The organism is Enterobacter sp. BIDMC93, assembly GCF_001037805.1.
Lineage (GTDB): Bacteria > Pseudomonadota > Gammaproteobacteria > Enterobacterales > Enterobacteriaceae > Enterobacter > Enterobacter hormaechei_C.
This window is the reverse complement of sequence record NZ_KQ089962.1, coordinates 2,294,993-2,310,148: the sequence shown is the minus strand read 5'-3', so window position 1 is coordinate 2,310,148 and position 15,156 is coordinate 2,294,993. Positions and strand designations below refer to the sequence as shown.

Sequence of the window (15,156 nt, the reverse complement as noted above, 5' to 3'; positions counted from 1 at the left end):
CTCCCAATGAATAACCATGCATCGTGTAATGATTTGTTTAATTACATTCATTAACGAGGGAGCATCATGATCACCATTGAGTTTATTGTCATTATCCTCTGCCTGCTGATAGGCACCCGCTTCGGCGGGATGGGCCTGGGGCTGATAAGCGGCATCGGCCTGTTTGTTTTGAGTTTTGTCTTTGGTCTGCAACCCGGTAAACCGCCGGTTGACGTGATGCTCACGATCCTCGCCGTCATCGGCTGTGCGGCCACGCTACAGACCGCCGGTGGCCTGAATGTAATGATGCAGTTTGCAGAGCGCCTGCTGCGTAAACATCCCCAGCACATCACCCTTCTCGCACCGTTTACCACCTGGATGTTGACCTTCCTGTGCGGGACCGGGCACGTCGTCTACACCATGTTTCCCATTATCGCGGATATCGCCCTGAAAAAAGGCATACGCCCGGAACGGCCGATGGCGGTGGCCTCGGTGGCATCTCAGATGGCGATCACCGCCTCCCCCGTTTCCGTGGCCGTCGTTTCGCTGGTCTCGATTCTTGGTGCGCAGCACGGTATCGGCCACGCGTGGGGGATCCTTGAAATTCTTGCGGTCTCCGTACCGGCCTCACTGTCTGGCGTCGCCATTGCGGCACTGTGGAGCTTGCGTCGCGGGAAAAACCTCGCAGACGATCCTGAATTTCAGGAAAAGCTGAAAGATCCGAAACAGCGGGAGTTTATCTATGGAGGAACGGAGACGTTGATGGATCAACGTTTCCCGAAACAGGCCTACTGGTCCACGTGGATCTTCTTCGCCGGGATTGCCGTAGTGGTCCTGCTGGGTGCGCTGCCCGAGCTGCGTCCGGCGTTTGAGATCAAAGGCAAAATGACGGCCCTGTCGATGAACCTTGTCATTCAAATGATGATGCTGATCGCCGGGGCCATTATGCTGATGACCTGCAAGGTAAATGCGTCGGCCATTTCAAACGGGGCGGTATTTAAGGCGGGGATGGTCGCGATTTTCTCGGTGTTTGGCGTGGCGTGGATGAGCGATACCTTTTTTCAGGCGCATCTCGACGAGCTGAAAATGGCGCTGGAGGGGGTGGTGAAGAGTCATCCCTGGACGTATGCCATCGTGCTGTTCCTGGTATCAAAACTGGTCAACAGCCAGGCTGCGGCCTTGACCGCGGTCGCCCCGATGGGGTTGATGCTGGGCATCGATCCGAAAATGCTGGTGGCCTTCTTCCCGGCATCCTACGGCTACTTTGTGCTGCCCACCTATCCGAGCGATCTGGCCTGTATCGGGTTCGATCGCTCCGGCACCACCCGCATCGGTAAATTCATCATCAACCACAGCTTTATTCTGCCGGGGCTGATTGGCGTCAGCTGTGCCTGCGTGGTGAGCTATCTGCTGGTGCAGACGTTCTTCTGATCCTTCTGCGGGCGACAGGCTCTGTCGCCCTTCGACGTAAAAGCAGAAAAGAGTTTCTAATTTTAAAACATCGGTTTATTTTAGTGAGACTCACCCTGCGGTGTGAATCGGAGTTCAATCAGCGCAATCGCTTTCTGGATCGCGCGGAGCGTAACCGGGTCCGCCGCAGCAGGATGGTTGGTGAAATCGATGTTTTTCAGTTGGGTCGACATCTTTTCGCGTACCTCAACCGGCGCGATAACGTCAATCACATCAAGGATTTGTTTGATAACCAGCTGGCAGGCGACGACGTCAGATACCAGTTCCTGATCGGCGCTCAGGTTTTGTGACATGGGGTTCTCCTTATTCAAAGGCCGCCATAGTAGCAAAACAGACGCCCTTCCATCTCCCTCTCGTCGTCCGCAGACATAAAAAAACCTGCCGAAGCAGGTTTTTTTATCAGAACATCGCGCCCGGTGGGACGTCTTTAAACGTTGTGCAGTAGTTTGCCCACATGCTTTTCAGGATTTTGCGCAGTTTCATTATGTTGCTCCAGTAACGTGTTATGCAGGTGTTATTGTCAATACGCTTATAATATGACCACCATCACAAAAATCAACCATTTTGTGACCTGCGTCACGGTTATTAAACCCTCAGTGCTGCTGGTTTGTTAAAAAAAGCCATGATAAATCCGCACGTTACAGGCTTATAAATTCCAGTAAATGTTTATAAAATTTTTTGAGCGGGCAGGAAGAGAATGAGTGAAAACGTATCCGGCAAAGAGAGCCGTGGATTATCGCCTGCGGCGCTGCTGGTGGCCGGTGCTTTCTTTATGGAGTTTCTGGATGGGACGGTGATCGCCACCGCGTTGCCGGATATGGCAAAAAGCTTCGGCGACCAGGCGGTGGATCTGAATATCGGCATCAGCGCCTATCTGATCACCCTGGCCGTACTGATCCCCGCCAGCGGCTGGATCGCCGACCGCTTCGGCGCGCGAAAAGTGTTTGCCCTCGCGCTGGCGATCTTCACGCTGGCCTCGGTATTTTGCGGCCTGTCCACCACGCTCGATCAGTTCGTTGCGATGCGCGTCCTCCAGGGCATGGGTGGCGCGCTGATGGTGCCCGTAGGTCGCCTGGCCGTGCTACGCACCACGCCAAAACATCAGCTCATCACGGCAATCGCCACCCTGACGTGGCCTGCGCTGGTCGCGCCGATCATCGGCCCGCCGCTGGGTGGGTTCATTACCAGCTATGCCGACTGGCGCTGGATCTTCTTTATTAACGTGCCGCTGGGGATAATCGCCATTTTGCTGGCACTGCGCATCATTCCAGACCTGCATGAAGATACGCGCCGACCGTTTGATTTACCGGGTTTTGTTGTCACCACCCTTGCCATGGTGAGCCTGGTTTATGCGATGGAGTTGATGGGCGCAGAGCCTCTGCGAACAGGATTAACCGCCACGCTGTTTATCGTCGGTGTCGTCGCCTTAAGCCTGGCGCTGCGTCACTTTAAGCGGGCAACCTGGCCGATGATCAGGCTCGATGCGATGCAGGTGCCGACGTTTCGCGTCACCCTGTACGGCGGATCGCTGTTTCGCGCCTCCATCAGCGCGGTTCCGTTCCTGTTACCGCTGATGTTCCAGGTCGGCTTTGGCATGGACGCGTTCCATTCTGGCCTGCTGGTGCTGGCGGTTTTCGTTGGCAATCTCACCATTAAACCGGCGACGACGCCGCTGATCCGCAGCCTGGGGTTTAAGCGGCTGTTGCTGATTAACGGTGCGTTGAATGTCCTGGCGTTGCTGGCCTGCGCGTTTCTTACGCCGCAGACGCCCGCGTGGCTCATCATGCTGATCCTTTATCTGGGCGGCGTTTTCCGTTCGATTCAGTTTACAGCCATCAGTACGTTGGCTTTTGCGGATGTGCCATCGGCGCAGATGAGCTATGCCAATACTCTGTTTTCAACCGCAACGCAGCTTGCCGTGGGGCTTGGGATCACGCTCGGGGCGATTGGTATTCGTATCGGGGAAAAAGTCAGTGAGGCGATGGGGATTGCCGGTATGCCGGGAATGAGCTTCCGGCTGGCATTTGTGGCAATCGCGCTGATCTGCCTGGTGGGAATGGTTGACACGCTGCGGCTGACTAAAGATGCGGGCAGCGCGGTCTCATCGAAAAAGTAACGCTATCTGCCGGGCAGGCAACGCACCGCCCGGCAAAGTAAATCAGCCAACAATACCGCGCACGAAGGCTTCAATCTCTTTGTCCTGGCAGTTCTCGAAGAAGCACTGCTGGAAGCGCTGGCCTGATACGGCGGTTTTAACCAGCTCAGGATCGATTGCTCGCAGGGTATCCAGATAGTTTTCTTTCACCACCGCCGCTTTCACCTGGTTCAGGATCCCGGCGTTACGCACCTGCGGCTCTTTACGCTCTGGTGGATAGCCTTCGCCATTGCGTCCGGTAAAGGCTTTCTCAAAGATAAAGCGTACGTTCAGTTCTGCCCCCCAGCCGAAGCCCTTCGCAAACGGCAGAGAAAGCGCGTTACCGTTGTTGATTTGCGCAAACAGGAAAGCATCCGCAGGATCGATGCAGTAACCGCAAATCACACCCGGATGGATGTTCAGGGACATCAGCGCGCCCTGCCCGGTACCGCAGCCGGTAACAACAAAATCAACGGCTTTAGCGTTAAGCAGAATGCTCGCCATGATGCCCAGGTGAATATAGGTGAGATGATGATCGTTCTCATCACTCATACCGACGTTATAGACCGGAAAACCTTTCTCATCAGCAACGGCTTTCAGCTCATTAAGGATGATGGGATTCTTAGCGGCCTGGCTGTTTTCCATCATCAGTGCAATTTTCATCTTGTCTCTCCTGAATGCATGGCGGGCGATCCCGCTGTGGATACCTTTTCAACTTAACCTTACTATCAAACAAACGCACTTTCAAATTAAGTGAAAACTTGTTTTAAAAAACAAAGATGCGCTCACAATTTCGCGCGGTGGCCCGGCTCGTTGCACAGTGAGAGGGCAGATCCTCCGGCTATTCCAGCCATTGCGTACCATCGCGTTGGTTACAATGGCGTATTTCCCGTCACGCAGAGTGAACCATGAAACGTGTAATCATAGCCGGAACGATCCTGTTGCTCGCCGGGTGCAGTATCAACCGTCAGGCAGAAGTCAGCAGTACGGATGCCCCAAACGGAATTGTGCGCCTCGACTATGGCCAGGCCATGCTGCAAAACGCCTGGTCTGATGAGTATGTTAATAACGGTACGGCAACCAAAGCCTGTCAACATATGGGCTACGCCACTGCGTCAGCCTACGGGCAGCCAATTAAAACCTGCACCCTGATCAGCGGTTCACTCTGTCTGAACGAAAGTGTGACCATTCAGTATAAATGTCAGGGATATGCTGTTACCTCTTCCAGCCAGAATCCGTGGTATTAACCGCTACTGCCAGTCACGCTGGCAGTTTATTTAACAAGAACTAAAACAATTCTCATTAATAAATATAAATGACGGCAATGCGTTTTATTCCCATTCGTATTTTTAATAAATAAATATTTATTTTACTTTTTGCAAATAATTAAATAACAAATTATAGTGTCGCTCATCGTGAACCAGAATTAATAAACCGGAGCTGCACCATGTTAAAAACTGAAATGATCGACAAGCTCAATGCGCAAATGAATCTTGAGCTTTTTTCTTCCCTGCTTTATCAGCAGATGAGCGCCTGGTGCAGCTATCACAGCTTTGAAGGGGCGGCCGCCTTCCTGCGTCGTCATGCCCAGGAAGAGATGACGCACATGCAGCGTCTGTTTGATTACCTGACGGACACCGGCAGCCTGCCGCGCATTGATAACGTGGCATCGCCTTTTGCCGAATACGGCTCTCTTGATGAACTGTTCCGCGCCACCTATGAGCATGAACAGCTGATCACCCAGAAAATTAATGAACTGGCTCATGCCGCCATGACCAGCCAAGATTATCCAACCTTTAATTTCCTTCAGTGGTATGTGGCTGAACAGCACGAAGAAGAGAAGCTGTTTAAATCCGTGCTGGATAAATTATCTCTGGCAGGTAAATCCGGGGAAGGTCTGTACTTCATTGATAAAGAGCTGTCGACGCTCGATACCCAGAATTAACAGAAAAGCGGTGCTGAGTTTTCAGCACCGCATTATTTAATGGCGGCAGATTTTACTTTCGTGAGTGGAAAATCCGTCTGCTGCTGGAATGAATTTTCCGCGCGCCGCCAGAAACGCCACCAGCTCCGCGGCCGTCATCTCCGAAGCTGAACAGGTATGGAAACGCGCCGCTTCGCCAAAGCGGGCATGTATCGCCTCAACCAGACTCTCCTCCGTATAGCGCTCACCTGACTCAATCATCATATTCAGCACGTCGTGTCCGTGAATTGACATGGTTACCTCTCGCAAATAAAAAGCAGACTAAACGTTCCCTCTACGGCACGCTTTGCGCTGGCGCAGGTTACCCTTTTCTTTTTGTAAATTAATTATTACACCCTATGTAACGGTGATTTGACGAGATGGTGCTTTTCCCTTACTCTGCGCCGCAGAATGAGTCGCGGTATGGAAGCGTTGTAGAGGAAAGCGTGAAGAACAGAACTCTGGGAAGTATTTTTATCGTCGCCGGAACGACAATTGGCGCAGGAATGTTGGCCATGCCGTTGGCTGCCGCCGGCGTCGGGTTTGGGGTTACCGTAGCGCTGCTGGGCGGTCTGTGGGCCCTGATGTGTTACACCGCGCTATTATTGCTGGAGGTTTATCAGCATGTCCCTGCCGATACTGGCTTAGGCTCCCTGGCTGCACGCTATCTTGGACGCTACGGGCAGTGGATCACCGGTTTCAGCATGATGTTCCTGATGTACGCCCTGACTGCCGCTTACATCAGCGGCGCCGGGGAGCTGATTGCGTCAAGTATCAATGACGGCTTCGGTGCGTCACTTTCACCGGAAACAGGCGCCATTGTCTTTACGCTGATCGGTGGCGGCGTGGTTTGTGCGGGCACATCGCTGGTCGATCTGTTTAACCGTTTTTTGTTCAGCGCCAAAATTCTCTTCCTGATTGTGATGCTGGTGCTGCTGGCACCGCATGTTCACAAGATTAACCTGCTCTCCCTCCCGCTGGAGAAAGGTCTGGCGCTTTCGGCCATCCCGGTTATTTTCACCTCCTTCGGTTTTCACGGCAGCGTGCCGAGCATCGTGAGCTATATGAACGGTGATATTCGCAAGCTGCGCCGCGTCTTTGTTATCGGCAGCGCCATTCCGTTGATTGCTTACCTGTTCTGGCAGCTGGTGACGCTGGGCAGTATTGATTCCAATACCTTTATCGGCCTGATGGCAGAGCATTCTGGTCTGAATGGATTCCTGGTTGCCCTGCGTAACGTGGTGGCCTCTTCACACGTGGAGCTGGCGGTACATCTGTTTGCAGACCTGGCGCTGGCAACCTCCTTCCTCGGCGTAGCGCTTGGCCTGTTTGACTATATGGCGGATCTGTTCCAGCGTCGCAATACCGTTGCCGGACGCTTACAGACGGGGGCGATGACCTTCCTGCCGCCGCTGGCCTTCGCGCTCTTTTACCCGCGCGGGTTTGTGATGGCGCTGGGGTATGCTGGCGTGGCGTTATCGGTACTGGCCCTGCTGCTGCCTTCCCTGCTGGCGTGGAAGAGCCGCCAGCAACATCCGCAGCAGGGGTATCGCGTAGCGGGCGGTACGCCAATGCTTTGCGCGGTGTTTGGTTGTGGGGTGGTGATTATTCTGGTGCAGATTTTGATTGCAGCGGGGATGCTGCCGGAAGTGGGATAACTTATTTATACAGGTCCTGAGGTACTGTTCCGTTCACCTTAAGATCAACAGAATATAATTTTTTCACAGCATGTGAACGGGATAAGGGGGCCGCCGCGGCCCCCTTATCAATCCCCGCGGCCCCGCGGAAAATCGGTGCTTCGCACTGCGCTCACCTCCCGACCATCTGCCTGCGGTCGGCTCAACTCGACATCCTGTCTCGATTCGCCTCTGGCCGCCATCCATGGCGTCCAGCCCTTGTCATCTGGTCTCCGGTTCGCCGATTTTAGCGGGGACTCAACACCCGTGCCCCATTCAGGCCACAGTAATTAATGATTTAATGCAGGCAGCAGCTTTTAAACTTCTTCCCACTCCCGCACGGGCACGGATCGTTACGCCCCACCTTCGACCCGTTCACGATCGGCTTTTTCGCTTCCGGCTGCTGCGGGTTAGCCACCCAGTAGTTATACAAACGCAGCGCCGCAGGCTGAATGCTCTCGATGCTGGCCATGTACTCCTCTTCGGTCAGCGCATCCAGCTTCTCGCTGTTCTCTTCCGTCCCGTGCAGGGCAATCACCGCCAGGTCCGCTTCCAGCGCTTCCGACAGGGATGACCAGTCCGTCAGCGCCACGCCGCGCATGTAGCCATAGCACCACTCTTCCACCACGGTATAGCTCTGACCGTCAACGTCGTTATAGCCAAACAGCGGTTCAAACTGATCCGGGTATTCGCTCAAACGCTCGGCAATATCGTTCATGTGCTTAAAGCAGAGATCGATAAAACGGTTCATCTCACGATCGTTTTTCCAGCGCGGAATATATTTCTCACCACCCCAGACCGCCACCAGCCAGGTGTCGGGCTCCACCACAACGGGACCGGAAAGTACTGCGGTAAGCATGCCGTCCAGTTCGGACACGTCAATCACGGATGCATCGTCGTGACCGTAAGAGATTAATGTCTCTTCCAGCCACGCCATCTCGCTTTCATTTAATGGGCCTTCAGCCATTGCTGATACTCCTGATAAAAAAAACGATCCTGACATATATCGCCGCGCGTGCCTATCTGAAGTTTAGGTCTTTATTGCTGCAAAAACGTGCAAATCGTGACCGTTGCACAACTTATGGGCTTTGTTGTTAAGGAGATGTGATCTCCGCTGTAAATTCATCTCATCCCGCAAAGGCGCATAAAACGGCGCTCTATACTCAACGTGTTGTGACCCGGTCAAGGGATTAACCATTCTGGCAACCTTTTTGCTTAATGTTCTGCGCGCTTCGCGGTGCGTGGGATCCTCGCCGTATTAAGCATGAGATTGCTTCTAAAGTGCATTTTGTTCTCGCTCTTGTTTTTGGATTTACGATGCCATCAGGCGTTCGGGTTTATACCTGGTGCAAAAACCTCTTTGCTAAGGAACATAATAATGTCGCTGAAATTTATCAAAACTCCCCTCTCCCTGGTGCTGGCCGGTTGTCTGGTGACGGCCTTTTCCGCGCAGGCCGATATCGTCATCGGCGTGGCCGGGCCGTTCACAGGCCCGAACGCAACCTACGGCGATCAATACTGGCATGGCGCTACGCAGGCGGCGGAAGACATTAACGCCGCCGGTGGGATCAACGGTGAGAAAATCAAACTGGTTCAGGGCGACGACGCCTGCGAGCCCAAACAGGCCGTCGCCGTTGCCAACCGCTTAGTCGATCAGGATAAAGTGAAAGCGGTCGTCGGCCACTTCTGCTCCTCGTCGACCATGCCCGCCTCCGAGGTCTACAGCGATGCCGGGATCCTCTCCATCACCCCCGGCTCAACGAACCCGCTGATTACCGAACGTGGCATGAGCGATATATTTCGCATGTGCGGACGTGACGACCAGCAGGGCCAGGTCGCCAGCGATTTCATTCTTGATAAGCTGAAAGCCAAACGGGTGGTCATCATCCACGATAAAGACACCTACGGTCAGGGGCTGGCGGACGCCACTAAGGCGGCGCTGGCGAAACGCGGCGTGAAGGAGGTGATGTACGAAGGGTTATCCCGCGGGGAGAAAGACTTTAACGCGCTGGTGACCAAAATTGGCGCACAAAAACCGGACGTGGTGTTCTTCGGGGGCTGTCACCCGGAAGCAGGCCCGCTGGTTCGCCAGATGCGTGAACAGGGCGTGCAGGCGAAGTTCTTCTCGGGAGACTGTATCGTCAATGAAGAGATGGTCACCGCCGCCGGTGGGGCGCAGTACACCAACGGTATTTACATGACCTTCGGTAAAGATCCGCGCCAGATCCCGGACGGAAAAGCCGTCATCGAGAAATTCCGCGCTGGTAAATTTGAACCAGAGGGATACACCCTCTACGCCTACGCGTCTGTGCAGGCTATCGCGGCGGCATTCAAGGCCACGAAAGGTACGGATTCCGCAAAAGCCAGTGAGTGGCTGAAGGCCAACCCTGTCGACACGGTGATGGGTAAAAAAGCCTGGGACAGCAAAGGTGACCTCAAAGTCTCTGACTACGTGGTCTACCAGTGGGATGACAAAGGCAAATATAAAGAAGTGCCATAACGGGACGGAATCTGCTCAGCGCCGGCAGGTCTGACTGTCGGCGTAACCCTTTATTCAGGTGCGCGACCATGAGTACATTCTTCCTGCAACAATTAATTAATGGCTTAACGCTGGGTTCGGTCTACGGTCTTATCGCCATCGGCTACACCATGGTGTACGGCATCATCGGTATGATCAATTTCGCCCATGGCGAAGTGTATATGATCTCCGCCTATCTCTCGGCCATTGGCCTGGCCCTGCTGGCGTTTTTTGGACTCCACTCCTTTCCGCTGCTGATCCTGGGGACGCTGGTTTTCACCATCGTGGTCACCGGGGTTTACGGCTGGACGATTGAGCGCATCGCCTATAAGCCGCTACGCAACTCGACGCGTCTGGCACCGCTGATTTCGGCCATCGGGATGTCGTTGATACTGCAAAACTACGTCCAGCTCAGCCAGGGCCCGCGCCAGCAGGGCGTGCCCACCATGCTTGATGGCGTGCTGCGTTTTCACCTCGGCGAAGGGTTTGTCCAGATAACCTATACCAAAGTCTTTATTCTCATCGCCTCGTTCGCGGGCATGCTGGTGCTGACCTGGATTATCAACCGTACCCGCTTAGGACGCATGTGCCGTGCGGTACAGCAGGATCGTAAGATGGCCTCCATCCTGGGTATCAACACCGACAGAATTATTTCGCTGGTGTTTGTTATCGGCGCAGCCATGGCCGGGCTGGCGGGCGTGCTAATCACCATGAATTACGGCACCTTTGATTTTTACGTCGGGTTTGTTATCGGCATCAAGGCCTTTACGGCGGCGGTGCTGGGCGGCATCGGCTCTCTGCCCGGTGCGATGCTTGGCGGGCTGATTCTGGGCGTCGCAGAGGCGCAATTCTCCGGGATGGTGAACTCGGATTATAAAGACGTGTTCTCGTTTGGATTGTTGGTCTTAATTCTGATCTTCCGTCCTCAGGGGCTGCTGGGCCGCCCTGTCGTGGCTAAAGTGTAAGGAACAACGCGATGACCTCTGACGGTTTTTCCCTGAAGCGCTGCATTCTGGACTCGATTTTTTCCGGAATGATCGCCCTGATTATTTTCGGCCCGATTGCGGGCGTGATACTGGATGGTTACAGCTTTACCTTTGACGGCCAGCGGCTGGCGTGGATTGTAGGCACGGTGATGGTGGGACGCTTTTTACTGAGCGCCTTTTCAGCTACGGCGGCCGGAAGACGTTTACAGGCACGGTTTGAATCCGACAATGCGGGGGTGTATGTCCGGCCGCCGGCGTATAAAAGCCGCATGCGCTGGATCATTCCGCTGATTGTCACGCTGGCGATCTGCTTCCCGTTTGTGGCCACTAAATACGTTCTGACGGTTGCCATTCTCGGACTGATCTACGTCCTGCTCGGTCTTGGGCTGAACATTGTTGTTGGCCTGGCAGGGCTGCTGGATCTGGGTTATGTCGCCTTCTATGCCATCGGCGCTTACGGGCTAGCGCTCGGGTATCAGTATCTGGGGCTTGGGTTCTGGAGCATGCTGCCGCTGGCGGCGCTAATGGCCGCGGGCGCGGGCGCCCTGCTCGGCTTTCCGGTGCTGCGCATGCACGGGGATTATCTCGCCATCGTCACGCTCGGGTTTGGCGAGATCATCCGCCTGGTGCTGAACAACTGGCTCACCTTCACCGGCGGGCCTAACGGCGTTTCAGCCCCTGCCCCGACCTTTTTTGGCCTGGAGTTTGGCCGACGCGCCAAAGAAGGCGGCGTCCCCTTCCACGAGTTCTTCGGCCTGACCTATAACCCCAACTTGAAGTTTATCTTCATCTATGCGGTGCTGTTCCTGGTAGTCATGCTGGTGCTGTACATTAAACACCGGCTGACCCGAATGCCCATTGGACGGGCGTGGGAAGCGCTCCGTGAGGATGAGATTGCCTGCCGTTCAATGGGGCTGAATCACGTTCTGGTCAAACTCTCGGCCTTCACCCTGGGCGCATCGACGGCAGGTATCGCCGGAGTGTTTTTTGCCACCTACCAGGGATTTGTTAACCCGACCTCTTTCACCTTTTTTGAATCGGCCCTGATCCTCGCCATTGTGGTCCTGGGCGGGATGGGCTCCACCGTCGGCGTCGTACTGGCCGCCTTTGTGCTGACCGTCACGCCGGAACTGCTGCGCAGCTTTGCGGAATATCGCGTGCTGCTGTTTGGCATGCTGATGGTGGTGATGATGATCTGGCGTCCTCGCGGTCTGATCCGCATCAACCGCAGCGGATTTGCCGTGCGTAAAGGAGTGGCGCCATGAACGCAACGATTTTACGTGTAGAACATCTGATGATGCACTTCGGCGGGATCAAGGCCTTAAACGACGTCAATCTTGAGGTGCAACGCGGCTCCATTACCGCACTCATTGGGCCTAACGGCGCGGGAAAAACGACCGTCTTTAACTGCCTGACCGGTTTCTACCGGGCCTCCGGCGGCAACATTCTGTTCAATGCACGAAATAAAACCACCAATGTCATTCAGGTGCTCGGCCAGAAATTCCAGCCGGGCGACTGGCTCAACCCGGCGCAGCTTGGTCAACGCCTGTTCTATAAGATGTTTGGCGGCACGCATCTGGTGAACCGCGCGGGTCTTGCGCGCACGTTTCAGAACATCCGCCTGTTCCGCGAGATGTCCGTTGTGGAAAACCTGCTGGTGGCACAGCACATGCGCGTCAACCGCAATCTGCTGGCGGGGGTGCTGAACACCCCTGCGTATCGTCGCTCAGAGAACGATGCGCTGGACCGGGCGTTTTACTGGCTGGAGGTGGTGGATCTGGTGGATTGCGCGAACCGTCTGGCCGGGGAAATGTCCTATGGCCAGCAACGACGCCTCGAAATCGCCCGCGCCATGTGTACCGGCCCGGAGATGATTTGTCTCGATGAACCTGCTGCCGGCCTGAACCCGGTGGAAACGCACAAGCTGAGTGAGATCATCCGGTTCCTGCGCGACCACCATGACATCACGGTTTTGCTGATCGAGCATGATATGGGGATGGTGATGGGCATTTCAGATGACATCATTGTGCTCGATCATGGCGATGTGATTGCCAGAGGTAAACCGGCTGAGATCCAGCACAATGAAAAAGTGATTGCCGCGTATCTGGGCACCGACGAAAGCGAGGTAAATCTGTGAGCGAACCGATGCTTCAGTTTCAGGATGTGGATGTTTTCTACGGGGTGATCCAGGCGTTGAAGCAGGTTTCGCTTGAGGTTAACAAACGGGAAACTGTGGCCCTGATTGGCGCTAACGGCGCGGGGAAGTCAACATTACTGATGTCTGTCTTTGGTCAGCCCCGGATCCGCAACGGGCAGATCCTCTTCTGCGGCGAGGATATCAGCCACAAATCCACCCACTATGTTGCCACCGGTGGCATCGCGCAGGCACCTGAGGGACGACGCATTTTCCCGGATATGTCTGTAGAAGAGAACCTGCTGATGGGGACAATCCCCGTCGGCAATCAGCATGCAGCGGAAGATATGCAAAGCATGTTCGACCTCTTCCCCCGCCTCAAGGAGCGACGTAACCAGCGGGCGATGACGCTCTCCGGCGGTGAACAGCAGATGCTGGCTATCGCCCGCGCGCTGATGAGCCGTCCTAAACTTCTGCTGCTGGATGAACCCAGCCTCGGCCTCGCGCCAATCGTGGTTAAACAGATTTTCCAGACGCTGCGCGAACTGGCCCGTAACGGAATGACGATTTTTCTGGTCGAGCAGAATGCGCACCACGCGCTGAAGTTGTCCGACCGCGGCTATGTGATGGTTAACGGCCAGATTCGGTTAAGCGGCAGCGGCGAGGCGTTGCTGAAGGATCCGGAGGTGAGGAAGGCGTATCTGGGGGGCGTGTGAAACGAAAAAGTTATAGTGAGAAAAACTCACAGTGATTGTCATTATTAATCGTTTTTCAAAAACGCACGCCTTCCAATATTATCCTCTCGACCTACCCTGACGGTGGGCCAATTAAAACATTCAGGCGCAAACTGAATAGTCATAATGAGAGGAACCGGGGCAAACATGACACTTGATGCTTTATTTCAGTTAATGAAAATTATATCGCCATCTGAAACTCCATCAGATGGCGATTTAGCGAATTTTATGACCCTGCTTATCTCCACCAAAAATCATTCTGACGCCCTGTTACCGTTTTCGCAGCGCGCGTATATGCTTTCAGTTGCCTATCGCGATCCCCAAAAAGCAGCTGCGTTGCTTTCATCCTGCCAGCCCGAAGCAGGCAACCCTCTCCCGCTGCTCAACTTCTCTGGCTGGCCGGACGTGCGTTATGCCACCTCTGGTGAATTACAGACGCAGGAGTCTGAGGACTATTTTCACAAGATTTCGTCTGCCGCCACGCTATTACGTGCGGCAATCATTGACGCTGAACAGCAGAAAAACACGCCAGCATTTTATATTCTGGATAAGGTGCTCAACCTGAACAGCGCTCTGCCAGAACGTTATAAAAAGATGGCAAATATATCTTATTCATAACGGTATTAATAAATCCGACTGTCATCGTATGCCAGATAATCGATATCCAGCGCCGGAACGACCGGGGTATGGTTTTGCAGCCAGGCCAGAAGATGCTGAATGCTCTCTCTTTTGAGTGAATTTTTTGGCCAGACGAGGTAGTAGCCATCCCCCGTCGCGATAGCTTCCCTGAAAGGCAGGCCCAGCAGGCCACTTTTCAGGGCATCAAGCGTGAGATGCAGGTCGGCGATAGCGATGCCGTGCCCGTTCATCGCGGCAATACTTCCCTGTTCAAGGGTATCGAACACCATACCGCTGCTCATATCGAGCCCCGGGAACAATCCTGTTCTTCGCAGCCAGCGCCGCCAGTCACGTCTGTCCGGTGAAGGATGGATCAGATCGCATTGCGGAAGCCGCTGCCGGGCCGGTTCGATAAGCGATGGAGTACAAACCGGGATAAGCCATTCATGAAATAGCAGTTGGCTTTCCGTTGTGTCACCAAAACGCCCATTGCCGAGAAGAATGGCGCAATCGTAGGGCTCAAGATTGAAATCAACGGTGTCAATGTCCATCCAGACGCTGGCAATCTCAACCTGTGGTTTTGCATGGTTGTTGCGAAAAGATCGCAGCACGTCGAGAAGCCATCTCATGGTCAGGGTGCTGGGCGCTTTTAACCGCAGCAGGTGGTTTTCACTGCGAAATGCCCGGCAGGCCCATTCAATGCTCGTGAAGCTTTCGTTCAGCTGCCCGGCAAGCACTCGCCCGGCTTCAGTGACCTCCACGCGAGGACCTTGCCTTTTGAAAAGCTCGCAGTCGAACCACAGTTCAAGGGTACGAACATGTCTGCTGACCGCGCCCGGCGTAATATTGAGCGTTTCAGCGGCTTTACTGAAGGAGTTCAACCGCGCAGCAACTTCAAACGCACGCAGTGCATACAATGGCGGTAAAGACATAGCGTCCCTTAA

17 protein-coding genes are annotated in these 15,156 nt (G+C 54.4%); 11 read left to right on the top strand and 6 right to left on the bottom strand.

From position 1 onward, the window contains the following. Positions 1–66: 66 nt before the first annotated feature. Positions 67–1,410: an anaerobic C4-dicarboxylate transporter gene (locus tag SK58_RS10875; RefSeq protein ID WP_017693227.1), complete on the top strand. Its 1,344-nt coding sequence runs from the start codon at positions 67–69 to the stop codon at positions 1,408–1,410. An 80-nt stretch (positions 1,411–1,490) separates the two neighbouring features. Here SK58_RS10875 and SK58_RS10870 read toward each other — a convergent pair whose 3' ends face one another. Together SK58_RS10870 and azuC are read right to left on the bottom strand one after the other, a co-directional pair. Then, positions 1,491–1,742 (bottom strand): DUF2766 family protein, encoded by a 252-nt coding sequence (locus SK58_RS10870; RefSeq protein WP_003859683.1) that lies wholly within the window; start codon positions 1,740–1,742, stop codon positions 1,491–1,493. 106 nt (positions 1,743–1,848) lie between these two features. After that, positions 1,849–1,932: a stress response protein AzuC gene (gene azuC, locus SK58_RS22875; RefSeq protein WP_003859682.1), complete on the bottom strand. Its 84-nt coding sequence runs from the start codon at positions 1,930–1,932 to the stop codon at positions 1,849–1,851. A 214-nt stretch (positions 1,933–2,146) separates the two neighbouring features. Between azuC and SK58_RS10865 the strand changes: the two genes are divergently transcribed. Next, a complete protein-coding gene (locus tag SK58_RS10865) occupies positions 2,147–3,565 on the top strand; it encodes an MFS transporter (protein ID WP_017384426.1) in 1,419 nt (472 codons plus the stop codon). 42 nt (positions 3,566–3,607) lie between these two features. Here the strand turns inward: SK58_RS10865 and SK58_RS10860 are convergent, their stop codons facing one another. Next, positions 3,608–4,246 carry an RpiB/LacA/LacB family sugar-phosphate isomerase gene (locus tag SK58_RS10860; protein WP_003859680.1) on the bottom strand — a complete coding sequence of 213 codons (639 nt, stop codon included), beginning with the start codon at positions 4,244–4,246 and terminating at the stop codon, positions 3,608–3,610. A gap of 245 nt (positions 4,247–4,491) precedes the next feature. On the opposite strand from SK58_RS10860, the gene yecR reads away from it, so the two are divergent. Both yecR and ftnA read left to right on the top strand, forming a co-directional pair. Further along, positions 4,492–4,830 (top strand): YecR family lipoprotein, encoded by a 339-nt coding sequence (gene yecR, locus SK58_RS10855; protein WP_015570249.1) that lies wholly within the window; start codon positions 4,492–4,494, stop codon positions 4,828–4,830. Between the two features lie 200 nt (positions 4,831–5,030). Next, positions 5,031–5,528, top strand: coding sequence for a non-heme ferritin (gene ftnA, locus SK58_RS10850; RefSeq protein ID WP_003859676.1), 498 nt, complete (start codon positions 5,031–5,033; stop codon positions 5,526–5,528). Between the two features lie 36 nt (positions 5,529–5,564). Here the strand turns inward: ftnA and SK58_RS10845 are convergent, their stop codons facing one another. Then, positions 5,565–5,801 carry a YecH family metal-binding protein gene (locus SK58_RS10845; protein WP_003859673.1) on the bottom strand — a complete coding sequence of 79 codons (237 nt, stop codon included), beginning with the start codon at positions 5,799–5,801 and terminating at the stop codon, positions 5,565–5,567. Positions 5,802–5,992: 191 nt separating this feature from the next. Between SK58_RS10845 and tyrP the strand changes: the two genes are divergently transcribed. Next, positions 5,993–7,204 (top strand): tyrosine transporter TyrP, encoded by a 1,212-nt coding sequence (gene tyrP / locus SK58_RS10840; RefSeq protein WP_048220429.1) that lies wholly within the window; start codon positions 5,993–5,995, stop codon positions 7,202–7,204. A gap of 316 nt (positions 7,205–7,520) precedes the next feature. Here the strand turns inward: tyrP and SK58_RS10835 are convergent, their stop codons facing one another. Further along, the gene (locus SK58_RS10835) at positions 7,521–8,189 is read right to left on the bottom strand and encodes a YecA/YgfB family protein (protein WP_047365525.1); all 669 of its coding nucleotides are present in this window, start codon (positions 8,187–8,189) and stop codon (positions 7,521–7,523) included. A 411-nt stretch (positions 8,190–8,600) separates the two neighbouring features. Between SK58_RS10835 and SK58_RS10830 the strand changes: the two genes are divergently transcribed. The 6 genes from SK58_RS10830 (at position 8,601) to SK58_RS10805 (ending at position 14,212) form a co-directional block, all read left to right on the top strand. After that, complete coding sequence (locus SK58_RS10830) at positions 8,601–9,722, top strand: branched-chain amino acid ABC transporter substrate-binding protein (protein ID WP_047716603.1); 1,122 nt, start codon at positions 8,601–8,603, stop codon at positions 9,720–9,722. A 68-nt stretch (positions 9,723–9,790) separates the two neighbouring features. Then, positions 9,791–10,705, top strand: coding sequence for an ABC transporter permease subunit (locus SK58_RS10825; RefSeq protein ID WP_003859667.1), 915 nt, complete (start codon positions 9,791–9,793; stop codon positions 10,703–10,705). Positions 10,706–10,716: 11 nt separating this feature from the next. Next, positions 10,717–11,991, top strand: coding sequence for a high-affinity branched-chain amino acid ABC transporter permease LivM (livM, locus tag SK58_RS10820; protein ID WP_015570245.1), 1,275 nt, complete (start codon positions 10,717–10,719; stop codon positions 11,989–11,991). Beyond that, the gene (locus tag SK58_RS10815) at positions 11,988–12,863 is read left to right on the top strand and encodes an ABC transporter ATP-binding protein (protein WP_015570244.1); all 876 of its coding nucleotides are present in this window, start codon (positions 11,988–11,990) and stop codon (positions 12,861–12,863) included. The genes livM and SK58_RS10815 overlap by 4 nt, the downstream gene beginning before the upstream one ends. Continuing rightward, on the top strand, positions 12,860–13,576 hold the full coding sequence (locus tag SK58_RS10810; RefSeq protein WP_032619512.1) for an ABC transporter ATP-binding protein: 717 nt from the start codon (positions 12,860–12,862) through the stop codon (positions 13,574–13,576). Before SK58_RS10815 ends, SK58_RS10810 begins: the two co-directional genes overlap by 4 nt. A 165-nt stretch (positions 13,577–13,741) precedes the next feature. Next, positions 13,742–14,212 (top strand): hypothetical protein, encoded by a 471-nt coding sequence (locus SK58_RS10805; RefSeq protein ID WP_048219863.1) that lies wholly within the window; start codon positions 13,742–13,744, stop codon positions 14,210–14,212. A gap of 5 nt (positions 14,213–14,217) precedes the next feature. On the opposite strand, the gene SK58_RS10800 is transcribed toward SK58_RS10805, so the two are convergent. Next, positions 14,218–15,144: a LysR substrate-binding domain-containing protein gene (locus tag SK58_RS10800; protein WP_048219861.1), complete on the bottom strand. Its 927-nt coding sequence runs from the start codon at positions 15,142–15,144 to the stop codon at positions 14,218–14,220. Positions 15,145–15,156: the final 12 nt, after the last annotated feature.

What these genes read in the sequence shown, in the direction of transcription:
- yecR (WP_015570249.1), top strand. Translation starts at nt 4,492, where the DNA reads ATGAAACGTGTAATCATAGCCGGAACGATCCTGTTGCTCGCCGGGTGC.
- SK58_RS10825 (WP_003859667.1), top strand. Translation starts at nt 9,791, where the DNA reads ATGAGTACATTCTTCCTGCAACAATTAATTAATGGCTTAACGCTGGGT.
- ftnA (WP_003859676.1), top strand. Translation starts at nt 5,031, where the DNA reads ATGTTAAAAACTGAAATGATCGACAAGCTCAATGCGCAAATGAATCTT.
- SK58_RS10800 (WP_048219861.1), bottom strand. Translation starts at nt 15,144, where the DNA reads ATGTCTTTACCGCCATTGTATGCACTGCGTGCGTTTGAAGTTGCTGCG.
- SK58_RS10830 (WP_047716603.1), top strand. Translation starts at nt 8,601, where the DNA reads ATGTCGCTGAAATTTATCAAAACTCCCCTCTCCCTGGTGCTGGCCGGT.
- SK58_RS10870 (WP_003859683.1), bottom strand. Translation starts at nt 1,742, where the DNA reads ATGTCACAAAACCTGAGCGCCGATCAGGAACTGGTATCTGACGTCGTC.
- SK58_RS10865 (WP_017384426.1), top strand. Translation starts at nt 2,147, where the DNA reads ATGAGTGAAAACGTATCCGGCAAAGAGAGCCGTGGATTATCGCCTGCG.
- azuC (WP_003859682.1), bottom strand. Translation starts at nt 1,932, where the DNA reads ATGAAACTGCGCAAAATCCTGAAAAGCATGTGGGCAAACTACTGCACA.
- SK58_RS10875 (WP_017693227.1), top strand. Translation starts at nt 67, where the DNA reads ATGATCACCATTGAGTTTATTGTCATTATCCTCTGCCTGCTGATAGGC.
- livM (WP_015570245.1), top strand. Translation starts at nt 10,717, where the DNA reads ATGACCTCTGACGGTTTTTCCCTGAAGCGCTGCATTCTGGACTCGATT.
- SK58_RS10845 (WP_003859673.1), bottom strand. Translation starts at nt 5,801, where the DNA reads ATGTCAATTCACGGACACGACGTGCTGAATATGATGATTGAGTCAGGT.
- SK58_RS10815 (WP_015570244.1), top strand. Translation starts at nt 11,988, where the DNA reads ATGAACGCAACGATTTTACGTGTAGAACATCTGATGATGCACTTCGGC.
- SK58_RS10805 (WP_048219863.1), top strand. Translation starts at nt 13,742, where the DNA reads ATGACACTTGATGCTTTATTTCAGTTAATGAAAATTATATCGCCATCT.
- SK58_RS10835 (WP_047365525.1), bottom strand. Translation starts at nt 8,189, where the DNA reads ATGGCTGAAGGCCCATTAAATGAAAGCGAGATGGCGTGGCTGGAAGAG.
- SK58_RS10860 (WP_003859680.1), bottom strand. Translation starts at nt 4,246, where the DNA reads ATGAAAATTGCACTGATGATGGAAAACAGCCAGGCCGCTAAGAATCCC.